The organism is Nocardia sp. CA-084685 (assembly GCF_050955785.1).
Taxonomy (GTDB): Bacteria; Actinomycetota; Actinomycetes; order Mycobacteriales; family Mycobacteriaceae; genus Nocardia.
The window spans coordinates 2,300,072-2,326,192 of the sequence record NZ_CP192094.1; the positions used below are offsets into that span (position 1 = coordinate 2,300,072).

The window sequence follows — 26,121 nt, forward strand, 5'->3', positions numbered from 1 at the left end:
GTCGATGACGACGACCGACCTGGACTCGGCCGCGACGCGGCGGATCGTGCGCAACGGCGAATTCGACATCGCCGTCTTCGAATACGGCGATCCGAGCGCGGAAACCATTGTGCTGGTGCATGGTTGGCCGGATACCCATCATCTCTGGAATGCGGTGGTGCCACTGCTGACCGAGCGTTTCCACGTCGTCACCTACGACACCCGCGGCCACGGAGAGTCCACCCGCACCCGGCGCGCCCGAGACTTCCGCCTGGATGCACTCGCCGGTGACTTCTTCGCCGTCGCCGACGCGGTGAGCCCGGATCAGCCGGTGCACGTCCTCGCGCACGACTGGGGTTCGGTTCAGGTGTGGGAGGCGGTGTGCGAACCGGAAGCGACCGAGCGGGTCGCCTCGTTCACTTCGGTTTCCGGGCCGAACCTGGATCATCTCGCGAAGTGGGTGCGTGCCAGGCTGTCCCGGCCGACGCCGCGCAATCTGTGGCAGCCGCTCACCCAGGCACTGTCGTCGGGATACACGATCTTCTCCATGACGCCGGGGCTCGATCAGGTCTTCCGGGTGGTCGCGCACGAAAAACGCTGGCAGCGCATTGTTTCGATCATGAACGACACCGCGCCGTCGAGTATCGTGCTCGGCCCGACGTTCCGTCGCGACGCCGTCGAAGGCCTGCTCATCTACCGTGCCAATATCCTGCCGCGACTGCTCGCGCCACGAGAGCGGCGCACCGAGGTGCCGGTCCAGTTGATCGTCGCCGGTCGCGATGTCGCGGTACGACCCGCGGGCTATGACGATGAGCGCAAATGGGTTTCGCGGCTCTGGCGCCGCGATGTACCTGCCGGACATTGGATGCCGTTCTCCCATCCCGAATTGCTCGCCACCGCGACCACCGAGCTCATCGACGCGGTCGCCGGCGGTGCAGCGCCGCGCGGCCTGCGTCGAGCCGAAATCGGGCGCACCCGACAGCGATTCGAAGATCGGCTCGTGCTGATCACCGGCGGTGGCAGCGGTATCGGTCGCGAGACGGCTCTGGTATTCGCGCGGCTCGGTGCGGAAATCGTGCTGTCGGATATCAATCTGGATGCGGCCAAGCAGACGCGCGAGCTTATCGCCGCCGAAGGCGGTGTGGCGCACGCCTATCAGCTCGATGTCTCCGATGAGGAAGCAGTGCACTTGCATGCGGTCGATGTGTTCGCCGCACACGGCGTGCCCGACATTCTGATCAACAATGCCGGAATCGGGCAGGCCGGTGGGTTCTTCGATACGCCGTCGGCGGAGTTCGATCGGGTCATGCGGATCAATCTCGGCGGCGTGGTCAATGGGTGCCGCGCCTTCGGTGCGGCGATGGCCGAGCGCGGACTCGGCGGGCATATCGTCAACCTGTCCAGCATGGCGGCCTACAGTCCGCAGCAGGGCTTCAGCGCATACGCCACCAGTAAGTCAGCGGTATTCATGTTCTCCGACTGCCTGCGTGCCGAACTGGCCGGGCGCGGAATCTCGGTGCACACCATCTGCCCCGGTATCGTGCACACCAATATTGTTGCCACTACGAGGTTTTCGGGTGTCAGCGCGGAGGAGGAGCGGCGCAAGCAGGAGCGGTACGACAAGCTGTATCAGGCACGGCGCTACGGGCCGGATAAAGTCGCGGCCCAGATCGTGCGTGCGGTCGAACGGGATCGCAGCATCGTGCCGGTCACTCCGGAGGCCAGGCTGCAGTACCAGTTCAACAAGTTCGCCCCGGCAGTGGTGCGGTTCTTCGCCGCGCGGGTGAAGCTCACCTAGCTTCTACGGTGTGCTCGCGAGTTCGGCTTCGATGGCCGCAACTCGCTCTGCGCCGATGCCCCACGGGTGTTCGACGCCCACCTTGCTGTCCAGATCCCACAGCACACACGCTTCGCCAGGCTTTGCGACCATCGACCAAGCGACTACCGTGCGGCCGAGCTGTTCGCCCTTGGAGCCGTGCGAAGGGCCTTTCGTCGCAACGCCTTCCGGGAAATGATGGAGGAATCGGCCATATGCCTCGGTGCAGAATGCGGCATACATCTGCGTGCACAGAATGAATCCGTGCCAGGCCTCATCCACCGCATGGGAGGGCATACCGATGACCTGACCGTCGCGCATGGCAGCGCCACAACAGCGCAGCCACTGCCGCAGTCCGGTTTCCACCAGTTCCCGTGGCTGCCATGGACTGGTTTTGAAAACCGCGTCGGGAAATTCGAGTGCGGCCACTACTCGGTCGACATCGCCCAGGTCGATTCGGCGCTGGGGACGGTTTCGTAACAAAGCCACGATTCACTCTACGGCGAATGGGCGATTGTTCGGCGAGCCTTTGCTCATGGGAGTGGGCCTATACCATTTCGGAATGGTGGTTTTCTTCGTTGTACTGCTGCTGCTCATCCTCCTGGTCGGCGGTGGCATCACGGCACTGGTCGGGTTTCTGATCACGCGGTCCACCAACAGGGCATCGTCGCGTGGGCAGATGGGGTATGGGGGTTCCAATGACTCGCCGTGGGTTTACGGGGCCGCCGGGTTCGATTCTGGGATGGGGTTCGATCCGGGCAACGGTGGGGGGCATGGGCATGGCCACGGGCATGATCATGGGCACGGACACGATGGTGGCAGCGGCAGCAGCTGTAGTGGCGGTAGCAGCTGTAGCGGTGGGAGCAGTAGTTGCGGAGGTGGGGGGAGCAGTTGTGGCGGTGGTGGGAGTAGCTGCGGTGGTGGCGGGTCCTGAATGCCCGCTCTGCTGCTGGTCTTCCTGATTACGGCCCTCATCACGGGCGGGATCTTCGGATTCTTGCTGCTGGTGACCAACCAGCCGAGTCGGACGCTGCGGTGCGGGTTCGGGTGGATCGGGGGCCGAGTTCTTCGTGGTGGGATGTAGGAGATTGGGTTGGCAGTGACTCTGGGGGGCTGGGGTTGTGGCAGTGGCGGAGGCAGCAGCTGCGCCGGGGCGGTTCCTGATCGCGTTGGTTCCACGGCGCTGGGCCCGGTGGTACCTGGGCTCCGGGATCGTGGGCGGGATCGCCTCGATTCGCTGCCGGTGACTAGCTGCTGAGTTGGCCGCTGCGGTGCGGGTTCGGGTGGATCGGGGGCCGAGTTCTTCATAGGGTGATTCCGGAGATTCGGGTAGCAGTGACTCCGGCAGTTCGGGCTGTAGTGGCGGTGGCTCCAGTGGCAGCGGCGGCGGGCGGTTGTGGCGGAGGCAGTAGCTGCGATGGGGTGGTTTCTGATCTTTGGTTCCACAGCGCTGCGCCCCATGGGCTCCTCTGCCCCGTCCGGATACGTTGCCGCGCTATCAGTCCCGGCTCACTCGCCGAGCGCAGTCGAAACGCGGCACGACACGGCCCCGCAGGCACCGGCATATGACTGCGCTCGACGGATCTCAGTTACCGCAGAAGCTACCTGGACGCGGCACTGGCAGGATCAAACCCGCCGAGTCGGCTGCTGCGGCGCGGATTCGGGTGGATCAGGGGACGTCGTTCTTCGTCTCGAGATGCCGGAGATTCGGATAGCAGTGACTCCGGTGGTTCCGGCTGCGCGGGGAGGCAGCAGCGGTTGCGGTAGGGGTGGCTCCAACAGCAGCTGCGGTGCTTGTGGTGGACGCAGCAGCTGCGGCGGGAGTGGTTCCTGATGGTTCTGTTCCAGGGCTGGGCCGTGGGCTTCGGGCGGGTGCCCGACGGCCACCAGACTGGGGCGCTGCGGGCTTCTAGCGTGTGGCCGGGGAGATGTTGTCGAGCAGTAGCAGCTGCGGTGGGGCGTAGTGACAGCGCTGGTTCACGCTGTGCCCTCAGCGCGTGTGTTGGGCCCGGGGAGCGCTTCTATTCCGGGTTCCGCGCTGAGCGTAATCGACCCCCTCGGCTTGACCTCAACACTGCTTCAGGTTCCAGGCTGGTCCATGTCGGATCAAGTCAGGAATTGATGGAGGTTTGTCATGCGCGCTGTGCACGCTGCGGAATTCGGTGGGCCAGAGGTTCTTTCGGTGCGTGAAGTGCCGGAGCCGGTGGCCGGGCCGGGACAGGTGGTCGTCGACGTCGCGGCCGCCGATGTCATGTTCCTCGACGTCCAGCTCCGAAGTGGTTGGGGCACCGAGTTTTTCCAGCTCGAACCGCCGTACGTACCCGGCGGTGCGGTCGCCGGTGTGATTACCTCGGTCGGTCCGGACATCGAGCCGAGTTGGATCGGCAAACGCGTCGTCACCGACACCGCCGCTAGCGGTATCGGCGGTGGCCAGCCGATCGGTGGCTACGCGGAGCAGGCACTCGCCAAGGCCGAAACCCTGGTCGCCGTGCCAGAGGGCCTGAGCCTGCCAGCGGCGGTGGCGCTCGCCCACGACGGCAAGACCGCGCTCGCCATCTTCGATCGAGCCGCGATCCAGCCCGGCGAATGGGTGCTCATCACCGCGGCGGGTGGGGGATTGGGCACCCTGCTGATTCAACTCGTCCGCGCGGCTGGAGCGAATGTGGTTGCCGCGGCGCGCGGCAGCGCCAAACTAGAGCTCGCGGCACGACTCGGCGCGAATGCGGTCATCGACTACTCCGAGTCCGACTGGTCGGCGAAGGCGCGTGCCGCGACCGGTGGGTCCGGCGCGAACGTTGTATTGGACGGTGCGGGTGGCGAATTGGGTGCGGGCGCGATCGAAGCAGCGGCCAGCGGCGGCCGCTTCATCGGATATGGCGCTGCCGCAGGTCAATTCGCCGACTTCGATCGAGAAGCTGTGGCGGCGCACGGAATCGACGTGGTCGGACTGTTCGATCTGACCGGAAAAGGCGATATCGATTGGCTCGCCTTGGCCGCCCGTGCACTGGCGGAAGCGGCGGCCGGACGACTGGAAGTCGTTATCGGCCAATCCTTCCCACTCGAACAGGCCGATCGCGCACATGTGGCAATAGAATCGCGAACCGCCGTTGGACGCACACTTCTTACGGTCTGAACGGCCTTCTGTGACAACTTGTCTCACGTACGTGCAGGTAACCCCTTCGGGGCGCTAGGGTGCCCCGCGTGGAAACGCTGATTGTCGTAGTCGTCGTCCTCGCCGTGCTCGGTCTCGTCGCTCTCATCGTGCAGTGGGCCAGCCGCCCGCCCCGCGGCGAGTCCGATTGGGACCGTGGTGATGTCGACGACGACTACGACGGCTGGGAGACCGACTGAACTCACCTGACCGGAGTCAACACCACCACCGCGATCGGCCGCTTGGTCATCTTCTGGTACTCGCTGTAGCGCCCCTTGTTGACCTCGTCGACAATCGCCCAGCGCCGCGCGTAATCCGGATCGTCGGGCAACGTCGCCCGCGCGATCACCACTATCTTGCGCCGCCCGACCTGAATCTCACACTCCGGCTCAGCCTTCACATTCGCCAACCACCCCGGTGGCCGCGGCGACCCACCATTCGACGCGGTCACCAAATAATCCGCCCCATCCCGCCCATATGTCAGCGCCGAAGTCCGCGCCTGCCCTGTCTTCCGCCCCACCGTCCGCAACAACAACGTCGGATTCCCGAACAGCACCCGATGCCCCACCACGCCACCGCTGTTCTCATAGACCCACTGATGCACCTTCAACACATTCGCAAACAAACTAGCCACAGCCCACCCTCCACCCTGTTCCCGGTTTACCCCCACCCTATCCACCCCAACTTCGCCCCTCCGGTCACCACGCCACCCCATCCGACTGGTGCCCACCCCACCCCACCCGGTACCATCCCAACGCTGTGGATATCCCACACACGGGGCGGTAGCTCAGTCGGTTAGAGCCGTGGACTCATAATCCATTGGTCGCGGGTTCGAGCCCCGCCCGCCCCACAAACCCCCTCTGAGCAGGGGGTTTTTGTTTTTCTGGAGAGATTTCGATCTAGAACAGCGCTCTTCCACGAATAGATTATTGCGGTAGCATCGGGCGGTATGGGGACCGTTTCGCTGGATGACATCCGCGAGTTGCGCGACGACTTCGCGACCGAGCTGCGGCGCAAGAACCGCGCCAAGAAGACGATCGATGTCTACCTGGTCCACATCGGCTACTTCGCCGATTACCTCATCTCCGAAGCTCTGCCCACGGACGCGCCCGAGATCACCCGTGACCACATCGGCGGGTACATCGAGACGCTGCTGTCGAGGACGAACCGCCGCACCGGTGAGCCGCTGTCCCCGCAGTACGCGCGCAGCCAGTATCGGAGCCTTCAGCAGTTCTTCAAATACCTTGCGGCCGAGGAGATCATCGAATCCAACCCGTTCGACAAGCTGAGCCTGCCGGATGCTCCGGACAAGCTCGTGCCGGTACCGAGTCTCGAATCCCTGCGCGCCCTGCTCGATCAGTGCGCCGGAACCGACTTCGATTCGCGGCGGGACAACGCGATCATCCGTCTGTTCGCGGACACCGGGTGTCGCTGCGGCGAGGTCGCCAACCTCGGTCTGGATGATCTCGACTTCGAGGAAGACAGCGCGCTGGTCGTCGGCAAGGGCGGCCGGCCACGATCGTCACCGTTCGGCGACAAGACGCGCATCGCGCTGCGCCGGTACCTCCGTGCCCGCAACCAACATCCGTTCGCGAAGAAGAGCGACCGGCTGTGGCTAGGTCGGCAGGGTCCCATGACCGACCACGGCATACGGCAGATGCTGGAACGCCGCGCGCAGGCCGCGGGCATCGACCACATTCACCCGCACATGCTGCGCCACTGGTTCGCCCACAACTGGCTCGCCAACGGCGGCCAGGAGCAAGACCTCATGATGCTGGCCGGATGGCGCTCGAGGCAGATGCTCGATCGATACGGCAAGTCTGTTGCCGACGAACGCGCAAAAGCAGCCCACCGCCGAGCACGTCTCGGGGACAAGCTGTGAGATACCCGTACAGCGGCGGGTGCGAGTTGGGTTTGACGACCGGCCGTCGCCCTCAGAGCGGCTACGGTGGCGACATGGCTGCAGAGCTTCTGGAATGGGCCGAACGGACCGCGCACGAACTGCTGAGCGACCTCCCCACCCGACTCGCGCATGTCGCGGGCGTCGCGCGTCATGCTGAGCTTGTTGCAGGCTTGGTCGATGATGGCGACCTTCTTATCGCCGCCGCTTGGCTGCATGATGTCGGTTATTCGCCGCAGTTGGTGCGCACAGGGTTTCATCCTGTTGACGGTGCGGAGTTTCTTCGGGACCAGGGGGCGCCGCCCCGGCTGTGCGCGCTCGTCGCAAATCACTCATGCGCACGAGTCGAGGCGCGGAACCGCAAGGTTCCCTTGCCGTGGCCGGACGAGTGCGGTCCGCTTCGCGATGCCCTCTGGTGGGCTGACATGACTACCACGCCGACTGGCGAAACCACCGATATTTCGAGCCGCCTCGCCGAAGTGTGCGAGCGCTATGGACCAGAGCACATCGTCTCGCGTTCCGTAACCGAGGCTGCGCCGGAACTGTTGGCCGCAGGAGCGCGGACCATGGAGGCCGCCCATCGCTCCGGTAAATGGTCACCCGGCCGCTCGAGGACAGGGGCGGGCAGGACCATACGTCGGGATTGATGAGATCCTGGGAGTTCGAACTCGATGGAAGGAACGGGTAGAGACGTGATCCGTGCTGTGGTCTTCGATGTGGGCGAAACGCTGGTCGACGAGACCCGAGAATATGGAACTTGGGCTGACTGGTTGGGGGTGCCGCGGCACACGTTCGCTGCAGTTTTCGGTGCCGTCATTGCGTCCGGCCTCGACTACCGCGAGACCTTCCAGGTGTTTCGGCCTGGGTTCGATCTCGACCTCGAGCGGCAGGCTCGGGCTGATGCTGGCCAGCCCGAGTGGTTCGGAGAAGACGACCTGTATCCCGACGTGAGGCCTGCACTGTCGAAGCTCCGCGAGATGGGCGTGTGGGTCGGAGTCGTCGGTAATCAGACAGTCCGCGCCGGAGGTCTGCTGCGTGGGCTGGATCTGCCGACCGATTTCATTGCCACGTCAGATGATTGGGGAATCCAGAAGCCGGACCCCGAGTTCTTCCACAAGGTAATCGAGGCGGCGGGCTGCGCCGCGGCTGAAATCGTCTATGTGGGGGATCGGATTGACAACGACGTAGCACCAGCAAAGCGAGTCGGGATGCGGACTGCATATATAGAGCGCGGTCCGTGGGGTTGGATCCATCGTGAAAAAGAAGAGGTCACGGAACTCTCCGATTGGAGAATCCGTGACCTCAACGAGCTGCCGGGGATCGTCGGCGTTGAGAACGTGGCGACGTAGCACTACAGCTAGCTAATCAGTGAGTTCACCGTCGTGTGCCAGTCGTATAGACGTTCGTCCAGCGCGCGGACCGTGGGCAACGAGTCCCACTGACGAAGTGACTGCCGTACAGCCTTGATTCGATCAAGCGCGGTGGCGTACCAATTCCGGGCGAGGAGGTCGAGTGCTTCCTCAAGAAGACCGCACGCGGCCTCTGGGTTCCTCTCCAGAACACATGCAGCAGCGGCATCTGCGAGGTAGATAGGTTTCTGTTTGACCTCTTCCGGAGGCAGATCGCCGATGACGCTTACTAGCGTCTCGCGCGCTTCACGGCCTCGCCCAGCAGTAAGTAGCGTGTTGCCCTTGAAGCCAGCCAGTCGGGTTGGCGAAAACCAGTCCATCCACGACGGAGACGGATCGGTCTCGGAGCTGTAGCTCTTGTATGCATCTTCGGCGTGGTGAATCAGCGTTAGCGCGCGTCGCGTATCTCCGAACCGGGTTTCAACCTCAGCCTCGACAGCGTCAAGCCATGCCGTGAATTCGGCATTTGCGCCGCCGCGCCGCGCGAAGGCTCGAGCAGCGCGGAGTCGTTCACGCGCTTCCTCCGCGCGTGCCGGTTCGCCGGAGAAGGCGGGCGCGAATGCCATGTGTGCGAGCGCTGCAGCGCCGAGGAGCGAGTCGGCCGCCTCGTGCGCGGCCTGGAGAGCGAGAACGAGGCTTGTGTGCGCTGACTCTGGCTGCTGAAGGTCAAAGAACTCCAACCTGCCAGCGAGCAAGTTTGATTCTGAAACTGCTCGGGCGAGGACCTCTTTCGCAGCGCCAGGCACCTGTGGCAGGAGGTCGATTCCGAGCTGCGCGTGCTCGGCAACAAGCCGATGAAGTCGCGCTGCGGGGATGGACCAATACATGTGGCGATGCGAGACAGTCACGGTTGCGAAATCCGTTGCAACAGAAGGCGGAAGCTGATGCGACGCCGCATTGTGTAGCCGTTGACTGGCTGAAACTCGGGGCTCGGGCAGCCCACTGCGATCGGTTGCTTGGCGTTCATCTGCCCATGGAGGGGTGAATCCAAGCTCGGTGATCGGGCGTCGAAACAGTGCCTCGAGCGCTGACACGTGATCGTGGTGAGGCCATGGCGGTTCCGCCGATTCCCATCTACGCACGGTCCGGGGAGCGACCTCGGCCCGCAGTCCGATCTCGCGGGCCGTGTTAGTCAGCGCCTTCGCCAGATCGGCTTGAGACCTGATGCCAAGGGCCTGCCTGGCGGCGCGAAGTGCTGCGTTACCTGCGGTTGACATGAGGACAGTCTAGTGCCTTAGAGCGGCCGTTGCAGCAAAAGCGGCCGTGATTTGTCCCATCAATGGCCCATATTTTGGCCTTTAATAGGACTTTGTGCTGAGAGAGCCTGTCTTGGAAGAACTTTCCGAATTTCCCAGGAGGACTCTCGATGACAATCAATCTCCCATCTATCCAGGTCCCCGAGGACCTCATCACTGTCAGGACCGCGGCGTCCCTTGTCGACGTCGACGCCAAAACCATCAAGAACTGGATCAAGGCCGGTGACCTCCAGGGATGGCTGGTCAACGGTCGCCGGTGGCGCGTTCGTCGCGCGGCGGTGCTTGCTCTCGTTCAACCGGTTGCTGCGCCTACCTCCGTCGCTGGTGGTGCGGCATGAGCACCCCGGTCGAGAGAACATTGCAGGCGCGGATCGCCGCGCACGAGTCCTGGGCAAAGACATCGGATCGAGCCGCTCGGACGGCGAAGGCCCGTGATGCGCTGCTGACCAAATTCGATCGCCTCGTTGATCCCGATGGACTGCTCAGCCCAGAAGAGCGGGCTTACCGCGCGGCGCAGGCGCGGAAGGCCCATTACACCCGGCTTGCTTTGAAGTCCGCGCAGGTTCGTCGCCGTCGCGTTAAGAACCGTCGAGGCGGTGAATTGTGATGCACGCCCGAACTTTTGGTGTCGCACCGGACGTAGTCACCGATCCGTTCGAGGGTCTTGACCCATACGTGCGACAAGCACTGACGGCATGGCAATCGCTGACGGCTGAGCAGCGTGATTACGCAATGGGTTTCGTGTGTGGCTGGGCGCCGGATGTAGTTCTCTCCGCTGCGCAGAGGGCCATCGACATCACTGAGGTCGATGAGCAGCTGATGCGACTTGGGGGCCCAGTCACCGAGGGCGGTGAGCGATGAAGGCGCGGACGTTCGGTGTGGTGGTCGCGGCGGTGGCTGTGGGTTATCTGCTGTTGACGAATCCCGAGGTCGTCGGGGTCACGGTGATGCTTCTGGTCCTGGTGGCGGTGTGGCGATTCCGACCGCGGATGGGGGTGCGGCGATGAACGAGCCGTTCCACGATCCGGTCGACTTGCTGGACGAGTTGGATTCGATCATTCAGGCACACGAGCTGTTGCGGCAGCGCACGGTCGCGTTGCAGGCGCGCTATGCGGCGCTAGAGCCTCACGCGGAGCGGTACAACAATCCGCCACCAAGCGCCGATCGGAGCCCGGTCGAGGAGTACGGCCGCATCAACGTCAAGTACACCGCGATCCGGCTTGGCGATGCGGTCGATGATATGGCCGCCGCGGCGAAGTTCCACTTGCATTCGGCTCGTGAGTTGGCGGAGAAGGTCCGCGAGTACCCGCAGCCGGAGCGAGACCAGTCCGCTGGGGCGACCGCGCCGACCTCCTCCCTCGCCACGGTCACAGTGCACACGCTCGCGGACCTAGCCAGTGGTCGCGAGCGGGATGAGCGGGACGGAGCCGAGCGATGATCGGGCCGGTCGTGAAGACCGATGCTCAGGTCGCTCGCTCCGGTGGGCAGTTGTTCGCGCTGCTGCCGCCGCTGATGCGGCTCGGCCTGCTGATGTTCGGTCTGTTGATCGCGTTCGCGTCTTGTGGGAAGGCGTGGATCGACTACCAGGATTACGTGCCGTCGCCGAATGTGTGCCGCCATGACCAGGTAGCTCGCGCCTCGGCGCTGGGTTGTGTTCCGCCGCAGGATATTCCGTCTTCTACGGGGTGGCGGCGATGACCGAGCAGCCGACCGAGGGTGGTATCCCGGTTTACCAGTGGCGGTGTGCGCCCTTGCATTTGCGGACTCGTCGCCAGTTGGCGGCGGATGGTTTGCGCCCGAATGGGCAGGACATCGCGGGCAAGGTGCAGCGCCCGCGCCGCGCTGGGGAGCCGTTGACGGCCTACCTCTATGACATCAATCTCGCTGCCGCGAAGCGAGAGGCGTCCCCGGCGCAGCTGGCCGCGTTGGCGAAGGCCACGCGCGAGCACCAGTTGCGGGCCGCGGAGCGTCGCGGCATCGACCGTGCCGAGTTCGAGCAGGTCGGGGATCCGGGTCCGGGTTGGGACACATCCACCGGCGCTCTTGCGAATTACCAGCCTGGCAGCGCTCTGGCTGTCTCGCTCGCGCGTGGCGCCGAACGAGAGGGGATGGACCGATGAGTATTCGTTTTTCGCCACGCGACATGGTGGTGCTGACGATTCTGGCCGAGATGTACGGTGCGCCATTGGAATTGGTGGCGCAGATGTTGGGCGTGAGCCGTTCGCGGGCGTATCGGATTGTGGCGCGGTGGCAGGCGGCTCGCATGATCAGCGACAACCGTGTGCGCCCGGTGCCGGGGTCGGTGTGGGTGTACCCGACGAGGTCGGCGGCGGAGGCCCTGCTGGGTCGGTCGGTTCGTCACTGGGTGCCCAAACCCAAGATGGCCGCCCACACCCTCGCGGTACTTGAACTGCGGTTGGCGTTGACCGGGATGGATCTGGACCGCTGGATTCCTGAACGGCAGCTGCGTTCCGAAGTCGGTCTGCTGAAGGCTGAGCAGTCGCGTCCGCATATCCACGACGGCCGCTACATCACCGCTGCTGGTGATTTGTGGGCGGTCGAGGTCGAGTTGACCGCGAAAAGCATTGCTGCGGCACGTACTTCGGTGGCGCGAGCGCTGCATGTGGCCGAGCATGTCAACTGTGCGGGACTGACCTACTACTGCCGCGGTGAAGCGGTGAAGAACGTCATTCGTGCTGCGTCGGCCGGTCTGTCGAAGGGGCCGAAGTTGACCCTTCGCGATCTTGACGAGCTGCTGGCCACAAAGAAGGCCGAATCCTCCACGCTCGCTCCACGACCCGGGCTCCGGGTGATCGCGGGCGGTGCCGCTGATCACGAAATCACCCAGGTCACAGACCCAAGCAATGGAAGGGCGGTCTGATCATGACCTGCACTCCGATGATTACCCCCGCTGATTGCGCGCCGTACGCCCCGACGCCTGCGGCTACACCGATTCCGACGCCGACCGAGGCACCGCGGATCGATGTCCACCCGACGATGCCGCCGGTCGGGCTCAAGCATGACCCGCTCGGTTGGCTGCCCGATTTCTCGTCATGGTCGTGGGACAGCGTGAGTGATGGTGCCCTGCTGGGTGCGGCGGTGCTGGTGACGGTCCTGATCGGCACGTTGGTGATCCTGGCACCGGCGACTTTGTTGGGGTGGAAGCCTCAGCGGCTGCGTAACTGGTTGTTCGGCAGCGTCCTTGTGATGCCGGGTGCGGCGGCGTTGTGGGCGTGGGATGTGTTCGCCCCGGCCCGCGACTTCGCCCAGGCCGCAACCGAGTTCATGGCCGGGCATTACGTCGGTGGTCTGTTGGGTATGGCGTCGCTGCTGATTCCGGCAGCGTGGTTGACCGCGACCATCACCTACACCCGTAAGCGTGTGCAGCTGGCAACGGTGGGTTTGGCGTCCCCGGCCCGCACCGAGCGGGCACTGTACATGCAGGCCCAGCGTGAGCAGCGTGCCGCTACCCGGTTGTCGCGGCGGCGTCTGCCGTTTACGACCGGTGGACTGAACCCAGAGTTGGTGATCGGGCGCCTGGCGGTCGAGTGCGACCAGGCGCCACCGCGTTCGACGCTGCGGTCGCTGACCGGTCGCACCGAGACCCGGCTGATTCTGCCGTGGATCAACGTCGCCGAGCACTTCAGCACCGTCGCGTCCAGCGGTTCGGGTAAGACGACGCTGCTCAAGCGGGTGCTGATGTCGTGGTTCGTTACTACGTGGACGCGGCATCGGCAGTGGTGGCGGCTGGATCGGCCCGGCCGGCCGCTGGCGATCGTGGTCGACTGCAACGGCGGACCCGAAAGCCGCAAGGTAGCGGACAGCCTGCGGAAGTGGTTCCGCGCGTTGGGTGTCCCCGCCGACCGCATCGGCGTCTTCCCCGACGACGTATCACTCGGGTTGTGGAACGCCAGCGTCGATGACCTGCGCTCGATCCTGTCGGCGATGATCTCCGGCGGTTCCACGCCGACCACCGACACCGAGAAGTACTTCCACGAGATCCGCGAGACCCTGATCCATCTGGTCGTGGACGCCCCGGCCCGTGTCGAGCTGATCGACGGCGTTCCGACTCCGATCGGTGAGAACCCGCCACGGTCCTGGATCGAGTTCTTGTCGCGGCTGGATCCGGCGCGGTTGGCGCGGTTGTGGGGCGGTGAGCTCGGGGCGACGCCATGGACCGGGGTCATGGGCGTAGAGATGGAGATCGCCTCCACCCTCGATGGCAAGCAGCCGGTCATGAACTCGGCGCGCGCCGAATTCGCGAACCTCTACCGGTCGTTGGGCGATGCGTTCGACGGCGACAAGTCGTTGACCGACTTCGACCTGATCTACATCGTGCTGGAGGGCGTGAAGACCCCTGATCGTGCCCGGGCCCAGTTCGGTGCGCTCGGCACGATGTTCGAGCAGCTGGCCGACAAGCAGCACGGACGTACCGCGCTGATGGCGGTGGACGAGTTCAGCGCGGTTTCCGATGGCAAGACCCGCGCGGTGAAGTGGGTTGAGCGGCTACGTAAGGCGGGTATCGGGTCGTGGTGGATTGCGCAGTCCTGGCAGGGCTTGGGCCACGACGACGACAACCGTGACGCTCTGGTCTCGGCCGCCTCGGGTGGTTCGTTGCTGATGCGGTCTCCGGATCCAGAGACCTTGGCGAAGAAGTACGGCACCCGCCCGAAGTTCGAGCTGTCGCGCAAGTTGATCAGCGGCAACCGCGACGGCGACGAAGGCAACGTCCAGTCCTCGGATCAGTTCCTGATTCCACCGAACCGGTTGCGCGCCATGAAGAAAGGCGACGTGGTGCAGGTCTCGGGCGGACGCGCCCGCTGGGGGTTCATCTCGCCGCTCGATGACGACGAGCGCGAGCGTATGCGCCCGCTGCCGGGCCTGGACCGCTTCACCGACCCCGACCCCGACACCAACGCCGATGCTCTGGCGTCGGTGATCGACCTGCCCAAGCGCCGCCCGGCGTAAACCCGTTTACCGCAAGGAGATTCACATCATGGCTATGCCCAACCCCCCGGTTGATCCGGAAGACCACGGCGAGGAACTGGGTGGCCGTCGCGGCGCCGAGCAGGCCCGCGAGCAGCAGATCCTCGAAGCGCTCACCGCCGACATGGAAGGCACCGCCGCCGAGAAGCTCGCCCAGCAGCTGGTGGTTCCGGTCGTTCCCGACGGCGGATCGGTCGGGCGCACCGTCGCACCCCATATCGACCGGCTCACGAAAATTCGTGGCTGGGCACAGATTTGGGGACCGGCCGTCGCCGCCACAGCCGCGGGAACAACCGCGGTCACGGTGCTGCCGCTGCCCGGCCCGCTGGCGCTGTACGTGCTCGCTTTGGCCGCGTTCGCGTGGTGGCACTGCGCCGGACGACCAGGCGCGATCGAGACCGTCCGGATGCTCGCCTACGCCGTCGCCGACGCTGGCGCCTGGATCAAGCGTCACATCGAGCAGGTGGCCGGACGCCGCGCCCGCTACGAGCAGCGCCGCACCCGCCCGAACGCTGAACCCCAAGCCGAGTAGAGGAGCGAGAACCGATGTGTGACAACGCCATTGACGAAGTAATCGAGGAAATGGGCGGCATACCGCTGCTGCGACGTGTCGAGGTGCCGTCGTCGCCGAGCCTTGCCGAGATCGATACCGCCCGCGGCTATCTGCGTGCCTGTGTCGAGATGGCGCCGGGCTGGACCCGGGCGCACACCACCGAGGTCGACGCCATGGCAGCCGATGTCGTCATCGACCGCGCGCTGCGGCTGTGGCCGCAGGGCTGGACCCATTTCTGCGAGTACTTCGCCAGCGATATCCGCGCCTATGAAGCCGAGCAGGCCGCGACCGCGGCCACCAAGAAGGAAGGAAATTGATCATGTCCGATCGCAGTGTCGAAGACGAACTGGCTGCCGAGGCAAGGAAATTCAGTACCTCGATGCGGGCGGCGATGCGCCACTACGCCCAAGCATCGAACTGGCTGGATCGGCGTCGCGCACGCCGTGAGATCAGCCTGATCACCCGCCAGGAGGCGCGCGAGCAGCAGGCCGCCCGCCAGCGGCATCTGGTGTATTCCGAGCAGGCCGTCGACAAGTACCGGGTGCACGCGCTTGCGGTGAACCAGCGCGCGAACGATCCGACCGTCGACCACACCCGCCGGTTCCGTGATCAGCAGGTGCTGGCCCGGCATCGGGCCGATATGCGGGACCTGTTGCTGCGCAACCCGCACCTGAGCGAGGTCGAGAAAGGTATCGCTCTCGATGGTCTGGACGCGGCCACAGCGTTTCCGGAGTTCGAGACGGGCGAGTTGTTCAACCGCGCCCACAAGGTGAAAGGTATTGAGGCACTGCGTTATCGGGCGCAGGTAGCCCGTGAAGTCTCGTACCAGCCGAACACCCAGGGGGCCGGGCGAGAGTCGGCGCAGCGAGCCGCGAGGACGAGCGAGCAGACGGCCCAGCTCAGCCGTGAGGGTGAACCCCTGCGGTTCGTCGCTGAACTCGGCTGGAACAGCCCCGCCGCTGACCGTGCCCGCGCGGCTCGGACTGGCCGAGCTGTGTCGTGGCGTCCGGTGGCTGTCGAGCGGCGCGAGTTCGCAAGCGAGGAGGCAGCCACGGAGTGGCTCAAACACGCTGTGGCCGAAGGGCGGTGGCCGAAGGGTATCAGCCTTTCCACGCATGTTGTCGACAACCAGGCCAGCTCGGTACACGACCGCATCACGCATTGGAGCTACGGCGAGCCGCAGGCGTTGACCGACAAGCTGAACGATCGGATCGACGTCCTGACCGACCGCCGAACGGCCGAACAGGAACACACCCATGCGGCATCCCGCGAGTCCGATCGGCGCGACAGCGCCGAGAGGGTCGACGGCCCGCTCGGGATGGGCACTGACGAGGGTCGGACTGATCACACTCCGTTCGGAGATCCGGACCGCAACGGACGCCCGGCTCGTAGCACCGGCCGCGATCGGCAGGATTTTGCCGCGGAACGGGATTCGCTGAAGGCCCGGCTGAATCTGTCGATCGAGCACAACAGCGAACTGGCCGATAGCAATGCCCAGCTGACGCGGCAGCTGACCGCGTTGAGCGCCGAGCGGGATCAGCTGCTGTCGGAGCGGGACGAGGCGGTTCGCAAGCTCGCCGAACGCACCCCGGCCGAGCAGCGCTACGGCAGCCCCGAACGCCAAGCCGAGCAGGCACGCAACCAAACCCGCGAGGCCACCGAAGCAGCCACCGAGCCCGGACCGCGGTCCCCGCTGGCGGACTACCAGCCCGGCCAGGCCCTGGCCGATGCCGTGGCCCGCAACGGCCGCGACCGGGAAGGGATGGAGCGATGAACCACACCGACGATCTCGATGACCCGTTCATCAACCAGTACGCCGACAAGGTCACCGACCCGCAGGAGGTACTGATGCGCGCGGACTTCGCCCGCGCCGAAGAGCTGCGGCGAATGTCTGTGTATGCCGAAACCGAGGAGCAAAGGGTTCTGCTCTTGAGCCAGGCCCGCGGGGTCGACGCGCGATGGCACAGCCGCGCGGACGACCTCGGCGAAGCCTGGTGCTACTTGGAGTTCGCGCTTCACGACTGGAAGTGCGAACCGGACTATATGCGCCGGTTCTATGACCAGTTCCGCCACGACCAGGACCAAGGCGTCGACGCGATCAGCGACATGGAATGGCGCAGTCAGCTGCAGGCGCGGCAGATGACCGGTAACGGTTCCTGGGAGCAGGCCGCCGAGTCCGCATCCGAGTCGGCGCTGGCGGACTACCAGCCCGGTCACGCGTTGGCCGATGCCGTGGCACGCAACGGCCGCGACCGGGAAGGGATGGAGCGATGAACCGCGCCGACGATCTCGATGACCCGTTCATCAACCAGTACGCCGACAAGGTCACCAACCCGGAAGAGGTCTTGATGCGCGCGGATTTCGCTCGCGCGCAAGAGATCCGCGACAACATGCCGCACGCCGAGACCGAGCAGGAACTCGACCAGCTCATCGAGCAGGCCGACGCGATCACGGTGGGCTGGTCGTCGCGGCACGACGACCTCGGCGCCGCTTGGCGGTACCTGCGTGATGCCCATGACGACTGGACGCGCTCACCGGAGACGATGCGCCGCTTCCACGAGCAGGTCGCCATCGATGAAGCCGCGGGCGCCCATGTGCTGTCCGGCATCCAGTGGCGCAGCCAGCAGCAGGCCCGCGAGATGACCGGCCACGGTTTCTGGTACCCGGCCGCTGAGTCCGCGCCGCGTTCTGCGCTGGCGGACTACCAGCCCGGTCAGGCCCTGGCCGATGCCGTGGCCCGCAACGGTTCCCAGCGGGACGGGGCCGAGCGGTGAGTACCGAAACAGCCATGCCGGGCGTGCGACCGCCCGGCATGGATCGGCCCGACACCAACCCCAACTACCAGATCGAGAAGGAAGCCGAACCAATGACCGACACTACCGCCGCCGCACACCAGTACCTGGTGACCGGTCTCGAGCAGGTGATGCGCAGCGATTTCATGCACGCCGAGCTGTACAGCTCGCGGGACCCGGAAGACTACGACCCGGCCGACGAGCTGGACTACCGCGAGTACGCCTCGCCGTGGCTGGACCGCAACGACGAGTGGGCCGACCACTGGAGGTACCTGTCGGACGCGACGCAGCGGTGGCGCGATGACCACGCCTACGCCGAGCGCATGCTTGCCATGCATCAGCGCGCCCTGTCGCCGATCGAGGTACGCAGCGAGGAGCAGGCCCGCTGGATCGCCGAACACGGTATCGAGCGCGACCAGTCCGGTCTGCTGACCTCCCACTATGTGACCCGCGTGGACAACCGGGCCGTATCGGCTTCGGATGACCGATTCATTCCGATGACCGATCCGCAGTACTACAGCACCGCCGAATCGGATGACGAACGTCAGTTGCGCGCGGATTACGTCCGCTACATCGACGAACTGAACTACGCGGACGCAGTCACCATCGACCCCGACGTAGCTACTGACGGTTCCGAAGTCGCGGGTCACCGGCAGGCCGCCGACGACATCGCCACTCGGTGGGAAAACCACGACGAACGGTATTGGCGCGATGTGTGGGATCACCTGGGCGCGGTGACTACCGCGTGGGAGGGCGAACCAGAGACTATGCGCAGGACCTGTCGTCTGATCGCTGACCGTCAAGCTGTCGGCGATCAGGGGTCGATCGAGCCGATCCGATGGCGCAACTATCAGCAGGCCGCCGAACTGACCGGCCACGGCACCTGGGATACCGAGACGGACCGGCCCAGCGAGCCTGCCCGGGACATGCCGTGGGCGAATGCTGCCGAAATCCGAACCAGCGCACCGTTTCCGGTGTCGTCAGCCTTCGCTGCGGCCCGTACCCGCGAGCTGGCCAGCAGCGTGTCGCCGTTGGCGAACTATCGGCCGGGCAATGCTCTGGCTGCGAGCCTGGCAAACGCTGAGCGTGATGGGGCCGAGCGGTGAGCGCCCCGGCCATCGAGGCGACCATGCCCGCCTCCGCAGCACAGATCTGGGCGATCCCGGCCCTGCCGGCACCGATGCGGGACTCCGCCCCGACCAGTTTCCCGGTACCCGTACCGCAGGTGCAGGCCAGTTCGGTGGCGGAGCCGGTGGCAGGCCTGAGCGCTGAGGAGTTGGCCCAGCGGCTGATCGCGGCGCATCAGCGCACCGCCGAGCTGGAGGAGCAGCTCGCCGCAGCGGTCGCGGCCCGCGACGCCGCCGAACACGAAGCCGCGCAGCTGGAAGACCGTAACCGAGAAATGGCCAGCGACCTGGACAACGCCCTGGATCAGCTGGCCGGGCACGCCCTGCACGAAGAGCAGGAACGCCTGGTTCGCCCTCCGGCGTGGAGCCCGTGGGCCGCGTCTACCGACCGAGAGGGATATGACCGATGAACTCGACAGCCACTGTCCACTCTGTCCACCAGCCGTCCACCGGCCGGTTCGATCTGGCCGAGCTGACCGCGTTGGCGATGACAATCGTGATCGGTTTGGGGGCGTTCGCGTGGTCGTTCGCCGCGCTGACCGAACTGAGTCAGATGGCCGGGATTACTCACCGTCTAGCGTGGGCCGGTCCGATTTTCGTGGATGGCGCGATTGTCCAGTCCGTTGTCGCCCTGGTCTCGCTGCAGCGACGCGAACGAACCGGTGTCCGAGTCAAGAACTCGACGGTGTTCTTCTTCTGGGGTGAGTTGTTCGCCGCCGAACTCATCAGCGTGGTCGGAAATGGCCTGCACGCTGCGGAATCCGGGCAACGCATCCTGCCCGCCACCATCGCGGCGTGCGTGGCTGGCGCGGCGCCGCTGTTCGGCCTGGCCGCCACGCACGGCCTGACCGCGCTGATCGAAGTCCCGCGAATCCCCGACCCGAGCACGGATCCCGAGTTGACGCCGATCTACGCCGACTCGACACGGCTGGACACCGACCGGACAGGACTGGACAGCGACCGTCCACCACTGGACAACGCCGCACCGGAGCTGGACAGCGGGCAGACGGTCGCGGCCGTCACGGTGGACAGTGACGCACTCGCCGACCGCGACGCGGAGATCCTTCGCCGTGTGGCGGCGGGGGAGTCGACGCGCCGGATCGGTGCCGCGGTCGGGTTGTCGAAGTCGCGGGTCGCGCAGATCATCGCCGCCGCCGACACGGACGACCCCGGTGGGGAGGTGCTGAGCTTGATTCGCTGATCGATAGCCCAGGTGGTGCGGGAGGGTGTGCGGCGGTCCCTCCCGCGTCAAGGGCGCACAGCGTCGGCGATGCCGATGGCCTTGCGGCCACCCTGGACCCGCGAGCCTCCACCGCCACACGGGCAGAGCCCTTCGAGGGCAGGCAGTGAGCCTGCCCCGTTCATCCCCTTTCACCACCTCAACCATGGAGGAGAATCTCATGACGAACGCAATGACCGACCTGGACCAGATCAACGCCGAGCTGATGAGCCAGGGCGCCCGCAACCCGTTCGGGCGTGACGTTGAACCGAACACCACCGTCTCCGGTGAGATCGTGGCCGTGGTGCGGCGGCACCGCCACAACAGCCAGGGGCAGCCGCTGTACTGGGTCAACCGCAAGCCGATGGTTGCTCAGGCCGGGGACCCGGTGATCGATTCCGCGTTGATCTTGGAGACCGGCGAGCGTGCTGACTCCGATGATGAGGGTCTGCGTTCGATCACCCTGGATCGTGACATGCAGCGCGCTATCGCCGCGGGTGTGCGTCGTGCTCGCGCCGGCGGTTTCGCGATCGGCGGTCGCCTCGATCAACTGGTCTACGTCGGCCCAGTCGAGGGAGGCGGCTACGGCCGCGTCTACGAGCTGGTGGCCTACCTCCCGCCCGCCGACTAAAGTCCACCACCTACCGGAGCCCCGGCCGAGATTTCGGCCGGGGCTTCGTCGTGTCTTCAGCCGGTCGGCGATTCGTGTGCCGTGGCTGCGCTTTGCGCCGACTGTTCCCCGGCCCCTTCCTCCGAAGGCATTCCGAGTTCGGGGCGCTGGTTGCTCAAGGGTGGCCGCCAGGCCATCGGCGCAGCCGACGCGACGGCAGGAGCGCCCTTGAACGACCAGCGAGCCGGACTCACACTATCCGGCCGAGGAAGGGCCGACTCCGTGGTGTCGGCAGTCGATCTTGGTGCCGGTCGGCGCGGTCAGTCGGCGCGAAAACCCCGACAAAAGGTAGCGAATAAGTAGCACACGCGTGTGCTACTTATTCGCGCTCTCAACCACCACCCCAACCCTCCCGTGAGCTGGGCAAAGGGCGGGATTTCTGCTCACTCCCCCACCCCCACCCAGTCCGACATCTCATCACCCACTTCGTGGTCAACGAGATGTCGGACTGGGTGGGGGTGGGGGAGCAATCAGAAATCAAAAGATCAAAGTGAGGAGGGTTGGGGTGGTGGTTGAGAGAAAAAGAAGCGGTTGCGCTGGGTGGGCGTCGGAAAGTTGGCGAGTGGGTTGCTTTGGGGAGACGGTGACGGTGGTGGCGTCGTGTGCATCAGCTGCGGTCTACTACACGCGGCTATGCGTGGTAGTCAGGTAATCAATGCGTGTGGCGGTAAGCGTGTGGGCGCTGGCTGGTGCAGAGCACAGTGATGCAGTGCGCGTCGTGATTCGATGTAGGGTTCCGCGACCTGGCGGTCGCGCGTTCGGCGCGCGGGTGCTGTGTCCCTCCGGTATGGCCTGATCTGAGGGCTATCACAGCCGGAACCTGTCCCGCGCGCTTGGCATGGCATCGCACGGTGTGCTTGTAGGGCGCGGGCCAGAACCGCGGCTGTGATGTGACGCCCTCAGGCCATACCGGAGGGACACAGCACAAGCCAGGCTTCGCGCTTCCGACCGAAGAGCATCGCGCCCACCGGGCGCGGAAGAGCATCGCCTCGGCGGCGGGCCAGGCCACCCAGAGGGACGGGGTGCGAAGGCTACGGCCGGTTGGTCTACCGCAGCACTCAGGCAAGGCGAGTCGGCCGCCGAGCCGGAAGGTAGCGAACCCGCCAGCTAACTCATAAGCATTGAGTTAGCAATTATTTGGCAATAGAAGTCGCAGTCGGGCGAATCATTGGAGATATGGCCACCAATTCGCGGCGAAAAACCCGCGACTCGGACTACTCGAACACGCTGGTAAGGCCGGGGATCGGACCGTGTTTACTCTTCGACATCTCCGGCGCTGGCTTCGTGGTCAGCGACTGTCAGTTCGCTCTGGTCTTCGTTTCGGCGGTAGAGGACCTGATATTGCCCCTCGATGGGAGGAGACGACGGGTCGAACGAGCGATGACACGTGTCATTGAGATGAGGAAAGACGCGGACGTGACCGTCAATGGGTTCTCCCAGGCTGGCCGACAGCATCCGTTGGGTGACTGTTCCGGTGAGCGTGACAGCCTGGCCGCCGATCGAGAGTTTGTGCGCTCCGATAAGCATGAGCTCGAAGTCACTATCCCGATCGATTTGGTCTGCGATATGTGACTCAAGATTGAACGGTGCCCACGACCCGACAGCGACTTGACCCTCGATCAATGTCGCAGAATGAAGTGCTGCGCGCCACTCCTCAACTGTGACCGTTTCAATGGAAGGAATGCGAATCGACGTTGATGTGCATGACTGGATAAGCCAAAGGGCGCGGAGATACTGGAGCAGGTTGGGGCTCATTACCTGCGATCCATCCGGGACTGTGAACACGTCATGGAACGGGCCATATTTGGCCGCAATTTGTAGAACATTCGGGTGAACAAGGTCCCCTGCCAGGGCGATTGCGGGCCACGCTTCGCCGATTTCCGCCCCGCTGACCTTACTTAGTGAAAACTGGAGGCTGTGGGCGTTCGTCTCGAGATCGAGGTTTCCCTCTGTCAACAAAAGCCCAGACGAGTCCCTGCCGTGCGACCGGATGCCGGTCTGGTCCGGCCCGACGGTCGTTGTCATGGTTAATTTCACTTCAGCGCCTATCGCGCCATCGTCAGCACGAACTCGCAGTCGCATCTCGTGAGTCCTGCCATCGGCTGGGAGAATACTGACCCACGCTACGTTGACCACGTCGCCGAGACCGCCAGGAAGGTTGATTTCAGCGGCTGCGGGCGCATCGAGCGGCGTTCCGTACTTGCGCCATCGTTCGTATGCGCTTTGGTCGAACCGAGGATCGTCGAATGCGAATTTCAGCTTGATGGGGATCGGGCGTTCGTTGAGCGCTTCATCGAAGCGGAGGTAGATGCGGAAGGTCAGACAGGAGCCATCCGCGGCGACCCTTTGAGTTGCCGCGGTCAACCCTGCATCGTTGGCTAAATCTGGCACGTGCGGATCGAGGCTAACTCCATACCGAAAGTGAGGGTCTCCGTCGAGCGTCGATTGGAGCCGCAGCAGATGTTCCTCAAGCTCCGCCGGTGTTAGCAAAGCAGTCTGATCGCCGTCGTCAGCAAGCTGCCCATCGCGCTGCAGCAGTTTTGCGACCTCGGCCACGGCATTCCTTATTCGCTGACTACCACCTTCGAGGTAATAGTCAACGACGTACCAGTAGTTTGAGACCCAGGCCTCACATGCATTGAGGCCCTTCCAGTCGATTATTCGGCCATCGGCAGATCGCCAGGCTTCGATCTGCGTGCGCTCGCTCGGAGTAAGAGGGTTCTTCTTCTCCTCGGCGGAGATCGGCAACTTGGGATTCTCGGCAAACATGTCAGCGATCACGCTGTCGGGCATCGCTTCGAACCACTCAAGGTTGTCGGTCGTGGGATTCAATGGCATTACGAGATACCAGTCGCCGACTGGAATCCCTTTCCGCACCAGCGCGAACATGAGACGCCGGAAGGACTTTTCGACCTGCGCCTTCTGATCACCGCTCAGATTCAGGGCAAACTTTTTGACTTGATAGACGTCCCACACCTCGCCGTGCTGGCCCTGACGCGGCACGATGATGTCGATCCCAAAGTCGCCCTGTGAAGGTCGGATTCGCTTGGCTCGATTGTGCTCGTTGTAGAGCAGGTTCGAAACGACGGCTTCTACCTCGTCGCCATCGAGCGCTGCCCACGGTACACGTCCCATACAGACCCACTCTTTCTCCCGTGCCGCGAAGGTGCGGCACCACTATCGTCGTCGGTTCATATCTCAACGTTTCGCCTGCCGCCGCTTCGACTGACGACGTTGGTGCGCGATGCAGTAGGTGCAGCAGCATGGTTGTAGAGAGTGAGCTCCGCACAGTCCGACTAATAGCTCGACGGCGTGCGTTGTTTGGCTTCGCGCCAGATGTTTGCCGATCACCGGCTGGACTCGCAGGCGCCCAGTGGCCTGCGAGTTGCTTACAGTCAGCGAGATAGCAGTCGGGCGCATGATGGGCTTGCTGACGGCGATCGCGGCAGTGTCCCCTTGTCGCCGCACACATAGCCACCAATTCGCGGCCAAAAACCCGCCACGAAAACATGCAGACCTGCTGGTCGACGTACAGACTGCACCAGTCCGTCCGTTGGCATTATGTACAGCACAACTAGGTGCGATAAAGGTAGGATTACCGCCATGAGCACGCGGAAGGTGAGCCTGACCCTGCCAGAGGAGCTGGTGGTGCGGGCCGAGAACGCCGTCAAAGCCGGGCAGGCCCGCTCGGTGAGCGCATATATCGCTACCGCAGCCGGATCAGGGGAGACTCGCACGACCGTGCAAGAGACGATCACGCGGTGGCGTGCCGAGCACGGCGAACCGAGCGCCGAACAGACCGCCGCCGCCGAGGCACGAGCGCGGGCCCTGTTCGACCGCGCAGACCGACGCCTGCACGGTCACGGCGCCGCGTGAGGCCGACCGCCGCCGGGACGATCCTCGATGCTTCCGCTCTGCTTGCGTTGCCCCGCAGCATCTACGCCCAAACGGTGATCGGATTCAGTGTGCGTGAGCGTCGGCCGCTCGTTATCCCGGCGACCAGTCTGTACGTCGCAGTGCTCGCCGGAGCCGACCCGGCTGATTTCGATGCCCACGGGTTCACTGTCACCCCGTTCAGCCAGGCCATCGTGCCAGGGATCGCGCTGGTCGCCCAATCCGCCGCAACATCGATCCCGCCTGACGTCGCGCAGGTCGCGTGGGAAGCGGAGGTCACCGGATACCCCGTCCTGACCAATGACCCCTCCGCCTACAGTCATCTCGGCACACTTCTCGACCTGGAAGTGCTGTAGCGGGCGCTGCCGATGAAGACGAATAGATTATTGGAAAATGCTCGCCAGTGAGCAGTGTCTTCCCTGGTTATGCACAACGCTGACAGTGATTGAACTCATAATCCATTGGTCGCGGGTTCGAGCCCCGCCCGCCCCACAAACCCCCTGGTCAGGGGGTTGCGGTTGGTGTTTGGGTTGTGCTTCAACCGCCCAGGTCACCACTTACTCACCTTTTTCAAATTGCGGGCACATGCTGCTCCCCCCAGCTCCCGACACCCTGCCCGGCCGGGGCATCGGGAGCTGGTTGTTTGCTAGCCAATGATGACCGACGCCGGGCGTCGCTGGGCACTCTCGAGGCATCATGTTCGGCTCGTCGTGGCAGTCCCGTCTTGCTCATTCGGCAGAGCGAAGGCCGCTCAGCGATTCCGGGCGTCCGGGCCTTGATGGGTGCGTTGAACGTAGTGCCTTCGTGTCACCGCTTCGGTGTTGCCGAGTTGGGCGGCCGCGACACCGATATCGGATTGCCCGCCATCGGCGTCTTCGGCCAGATGTGTGCCGACGGTCTTGCGCGCCGCATGGGGGTTCTGGGGTATCCCGGTGACTCCGATGCGGTCGAGTGCCCGCTGTAGTTGCTTGCGGGCATTGCGAGGATCGCGCAGGGGAACGGGAACCGGCAGAGGAAGGTGCGGGGCAAGGACAGGCAGCCAGGTGTGCTCCTTGCGCAGCAGCGCGTCCGCGGACTCGGTCGCCCACGGTAACCGGACGGCGAGGTCATCGCCGAGCCGCCACAGCTGGTTGTCCCAGCCGCGCGCGCCGAGCCGCACAGGATAGTCAGCGAGGTCGGGATGCTGCTCACGCAGCAGATCCCGCACCAACTCCGCGGTGATCTCGATCCCGGTGTGCGTCATGCGGATCAACAGTAGCCAGAGGGCAGCCGACCCGCTCCGGCTGCTGGAGGGGACAGGGTCACGAAGACTCGGGCGCCTGAACTTCGCATGCCTTCCAGCACCTTTCAGCGCAAAGCGCACAGTCGG

The 26,121-nt window shown here is 64.7% G+C and carries 30 protein-coding genes and 1 tRNA gene; 26 read left to right on the plus strand and 5 right to left on the minus strand.

All coding sequences use genetic code 11. From position 1 onward, the window contains the following. Positions 1–4 precede the first annotated feature (4 nt). Complete coding sequence (locus ACQP2U_RS10265) at positions 5–1,777, plus strand: SDR family oxidoreductase (protein ID WP_433714454.1); 1,773 nt, start codon at positions 5–7, stop codon at positions 1,775–1,777. Positions 1,778–1,780: 3 nt separating this feature from the next. Here the strand turns inward: ACQP2U_RS10265 and ACQP2U_RS10270 are convergent, their stop codons facing one another. After that, on the minus strand, positions 1,781–2,284 hold the full coding sequence (locus ACQP2U_RS10270) for a hypothetical protein (protein WP_433714455.1): 504 nt from the start codon (positions 2,282–2,284) through the stop codon (positions 1,781–1,783). Positions 2,285–3,929: 1,645 nt separating this feature from the next. On the opposite strand from ACQP2U_RS10270, the gene ACQP2U_RS10275 reads away from it, so the two are divergent. Continuing rightward, a complete protein-coding gene (locus ACQP2U_RS10275) occupies positions 3,930–4,928 on the plus strand; it encodes a zinc-binding dehydrogenase (RefSeq protein WP_433714456.1) in 999 nt (332 codons plus the stop codon). A gap of 68 nt (positions 4,929–4,996) precedes the next feature. Next, positions 4,997–5,146 carry a hypothetical protein gene (locus tag ACQP2U_RS10280; protein WP_433714457.1) on the plus strand — a complete coding sequence of 50 codons (150 nt, stop codon included), beginning with the start codon at positions 4,997–4,999 and terminating at the stop codon, positions 5,144–5,146. 2 nt (positions 5,147–5,148) lie between these two features. Here the strand turns inward: ACQP2U_RS10280 and ACQP2U_RS10285 are convergent, their stop codons facing one another. Next, positions 5,149–5,580, minus strand: coding sequence for a nitroreductase family deazaflavin-dependent oxidoreductase (locus ACQP2U_RS10285; protein WP_433714458.1), 432 nt, complete (start codon positions 5,578–5,580; stop codon positions 5,149–5,151). A 142-nt stretch (positions 5,581–5,722) separates the two neighbouring features. Between ACQP2U_RS10285 and ACQP2U_RS10290 the strand changes: the two genes are divergently transcribed. The 4 genes from ACQP2U_RS10290 (at position 5,723) to ACQP2U_RS10305 (ending at position 8,195) form a co-directional block, all read left to right on the plus strand. Continuing rightward, positions 5,723–5,796: transfer RNA gene (locus tag ACQP2U_RS10290), tRNA-Ile, on the plus strand. 99 nt (positions 5,797–5,895) lie between these two features. Then, positions 5,896–6,828, plus strand: coding sequence for a tyrosine-type recombinase/integrase (locus ACQP2U_RS10295; RefSeq protein WP_433714459.1), 933 nt, complete (start codon positions 5,896–5,898; stop codon positions 6,826–6,828). Positions 6,829–6,854: 26 nt separating this feature from the next. Further along, positions 6,855–7,493: an HD domain-containing protein gene (locus ACQP2U_RS10300; protein WP_433714460.1), complete on the plus strand. Its 639-nt coding sequence runs from the start codon at positions 6,855–6,857 to the stop codon at positions 7,491–7,493. Positions 7,494–7,538: 45 nt separating this feature from the next. Next, positions 7,539–8,195 carry an HAD family hydrolase gene (locus ACQP2U_RS10305; protein WP_433714461.1) on the plus strand — a complete coding sequence of 219 codons (657 nt, stop codon included), beginning with the start codon at positions 7,539–7,541 and terminating at the stop codon, positions 8,193–8,195. A gap of 8 nt (positions 8,196–8,203) precedes the next feature. On the opposite strand, the gene ACQP2U_RS10310 is transcribed toward ACQP2U_RS10305, so the two are convergent. Continuing rightward, positions 8,204–9,472 carry a helix-turn-helix transcriptional regulator gene (locus ACQP2U_RS10310; RefSeq protein WP_433714462.1) on the minus strand — a complete coding sequence of 423 codons (1,269 nt, stop codon included), beginning with the start codon at positions 9,470–9,472 and terminating at the stop codon, positions 8,204–8,206. A gap of 149 nt (positions 9,473–9,621) precedes the next feature. Here ACQP2U_RS10310 and ACQP2U_RS10315 point away from each other — a divergent pair, with 149 nt between their 5' ends. From ACQP2U_RS10315 to ACQP2U_RS10395, 17 genes are all read left to right on the plus strand, one after another. Further along, on the plus strand, positions 9,622–9,849 hold the full coding sequence (locus tag ACQP2U_RS10315; RefSeq protein WP_433714463.1) for a helix-turn-helix domain-containing protein: 228 nt from the start codon (positions 9,622–9,624) through the stop codon (positions 9,847–9,849). After that, positions 9,846–10,118 (plus strand): hypothetical protein, encoded by a 273-nt coding sequence (locus ACQP2U_RS10320; RefSeq protein WP_433714464.1) that lies wholly within the window; start codon positions 9,846–9,848, stop codon positions 10,116–10,118. Before ACQP2U_RS10315 ends, ACQP2U_RS10320 begins: the two co-directional genes overlap by 4 nt. A gap of 250 nt (positions 10,119–10,368) precedes the next feature. After that, positions 10,369–10,518, plus strand: a complete 150-nt coding sequence (locus ACQP2U_RS10325; RefSeq protein ID WP_433714465.1) for a hypothetical protein — start codon at positions 10,369–10,371, stop codon at positions 10,516–10,518. Beyond that, positions 10,515–10,949, plus strand: a complete 435-nt coding sequence (locus ACQP2U_RS10330) for a hypothetical protein (RefSeq protein WP_433714466.1) — start codon at positions 10,515–10,517, stop codon at positions 10,947–10,949. The genes ACQP2U_RS10325 and ACQP2U_RS10330 overlap by 4 nt, the downstream gene beginning before the upstream one ends. Continuing rightward, on the plus strand, positions 10,946–11,209 hold the full coding sequence (locus ACQP2U_RS10335; RefSeq protein WP_433714467.1) for a hypothetical protein: 264 nt from the start codon (positions 10,946–10,948) through the stop codon (positions 11,207–11,209). Before ACQP2U_RS10330 ends, ACQP2U_RS10335 begins: the two co-directional genes overlap by 4 nt. Then, entirely contained in the window at positions 11,206–11,631 is a 426-nt protein-coding gene (locus ACQP2U_RS10340; protein WP_433714468.1) for an RRQRL motif-containing zinc-binding protein, read from the plus strand. Before ACQP2U_RS10335 ends, ACQP2U_RS10340 begins: the two co-directional genes overlap by 4 nt. Beyond that, complete coding sequence (locus ACQP2U_RS10345; RefSeq protein ID WP_433714469.1) at positions 11,628–12,392, plus strand: hypothetical protein; 765 nt, start codon at positions 11,628–11,630, stop codon at positions 12,390–12,392. Before ACQP2U_RS10340 ends, ACQP2U_RS10345 begins: the two co-directional genes overlap by 4 nt. A gap of 2 nt (positions 12,393–12,394) precedes the next feature. After that, complete coding sequence (locus ACQP2U_RS10350) at positions 12,395–14,479, plus strand: hypothetical protein (protein WP_433714470.1); 2,085 nt, start codon at positions 12,395–12,397, stop codon at positions 14,477–14,479. A gap of 28 nt (positions 14,480–14,507) precedes the next feature. Further along, positions 14,508–15,029, plus strand: a complete 522-nt coding sequence (locus ACQP2U_RS10355; RefSeq protein ID WP_433714471.1) for a hypothetical protein — start codon at positions 14,508–14,510, stop codon at positions 15,027–15,029. Positions 15,030–15,043: 14 nt separating this feature from the next. Beyond that, positions 15,044–15,367, plus strand: coding sequence for a hypothetical protein (locus ACQP2U_RS10360; protein WP_433714472.1), 324 nt, complete (start codon positions 15,044–15,046; stop codon positions 15,365–15,367). A gap of 2 nt (positions 15,368–15,369) precedes the next feature. Continuing rightward, the gene (locus ACQP2U_RS10365) at positions 15,370–16,824 is read left to right on the plus strand and encodes a hypothetical protein (RefSeq protein WP_433714473.1); all 1,455 of its coding nucleotides are present in this window, start codon (positions 15,370–15,372) and stop codon (positions 16,822–16,824) included. Continuing rightward, positions 16,821–17,324, plus strand: coding sequence for a hypothetical protein (locus tag ACQP2U_RS10370; RefSeq protein ID WP_433714474.1), 504 nt, complete (start codon positions 16,821–16,823; stop codon positions 17,322–17,324). Before ACQP2U_RS10365 ends, ACQP2U_RS10370 begins: the two co-directional genes overlap by 4 nt. After that, positions 17,321–17,824 (plus strand): hypothetical protein, encoded by a 504-nt coding sequence (locus tag ACQP2U_RS10375; RefSeq protein ID WP_433714475.1) that lies wholly within the window; start codon positions 17,321–17,323, stop codon positions 17,822–17,824. The genes ACQP2U_RS10370 and ACQP2U_RS10375 overlap by 4 nt, the downstream gene beginning before the upstream one ends. Continuing rightward, positions 17,821–18,948 carry a hypothetical protein gene (locus ACQP2U_RS10380; RefSeq protein WP_433714476.1) on the plus strand — a complete coding sequence of 376 codons (1,128 nt, stop codon included), beginning with the start codon at positions 17,821–17,823 and terminating at the stop codon, positions 18,946–18,948. Before ACQP2U_RS10375 ends, ACQP2U_RS10380 begins: the two co-directional genes overlap by 4 nt. Next, entirely contained in the window at positions 18,945–19,379 is a 435-nt protein-coding gene (locus tag ACQP2U_RS10385) for a hypothetical protein (protein WP_433714477.1), read from the plus strand. The genes ACQP2U_RS10380 and ACQP2U_RS10385 overlap by 4 nt, the downstream gene beginning before the upstream one ends. Next, a complete protein-coding gene (locus ACQP2U_RS10390) occupies positions 19,376–20,170 on the plus strand; it encodes a DUF2637 domain-containing protein (protein ID WP_433714478.1) in 795 nt (264 codons plus the stop codon). The genes ACQP2U_RS10385 and ACQP2U_RS10390 overlap by 4 nt, the downstream gene beginning before the upstream one ends. A gap of 199 nt (positions 20,171–20,369) precedes the next feature. Continuing rightward, entirely contained in the window at positions 20,370–20,819 is a 450-nt protein-coding gene (locus ACQP2U_RS10395) for a hypothetical protein (protein WP_433714479.1), read from the plus strand. Between the two features lie 1,293 nt (positions 20,820–22,112). Here the strand turns inward: ACQP2U_RS10395 and ACQP2U_RS10400 are convergent. Then, positions 22,113–23,993: a hypothetical protein gene (locus ACQP2U_RS10400; RefSeq protein ID WP_433714480.1), complete on the minus strand. Its 1,881-nt coding sequence runs from the start codon at positions 23,991–23,993 to the stop codon at positions 22,113–22,115. Between the two features lie 468 nt (positions 23,994–24,461). On the opposite strand from ACQP2U_RS10400, the gene ACQP2U_RS10405 reads away from it, so the two are divergent. Further along, on the plus strand, positions 24,462–24,734 hold the full coding sequence (locus tag ACQP2U_RS10405) for a hypothetical protein (RefSeq protein ID WP_433714481.1): 273 nt from the start codon (positions 24,462–24,464) through the stop codon (positions 24,732–24,734). Beyond that, positions 24,731–25,108 (plus strand): hypothetical protein, encoded by a 378-nt coding sequence (locus tag ACQP2U_RS10410; RefSeq protein ID WP_433714482.1) that lies wholly within the window; start codon positions 24,731–24,733, stop codon positions 25,106–25,108. Before ACQP2U_RS10405 ends, ACQP2U_RS10410 begins: the two co-directional genes overlap by 4 nt. A 395-nt stretch (positions 25,109–25,503) precedes the next feature. Here ACQP2U_RS10410 and ACQP2U_RS10415 read toward each other — a convergent pair whose 3' ends face one another. Further along, positions 25,504–25,995 (minus strand): phosphotransferase, encoded by a 492-nt coding sequence (locus ACQP2U_RS10415; protein WP_433714483.1) that lies wholly within the window; start codon positions 25,993–25,995, stop codon positions 25,504–25,506. Between the last annotated feature and the right edge of the window lie 126 nt (positions 25,996–26,121).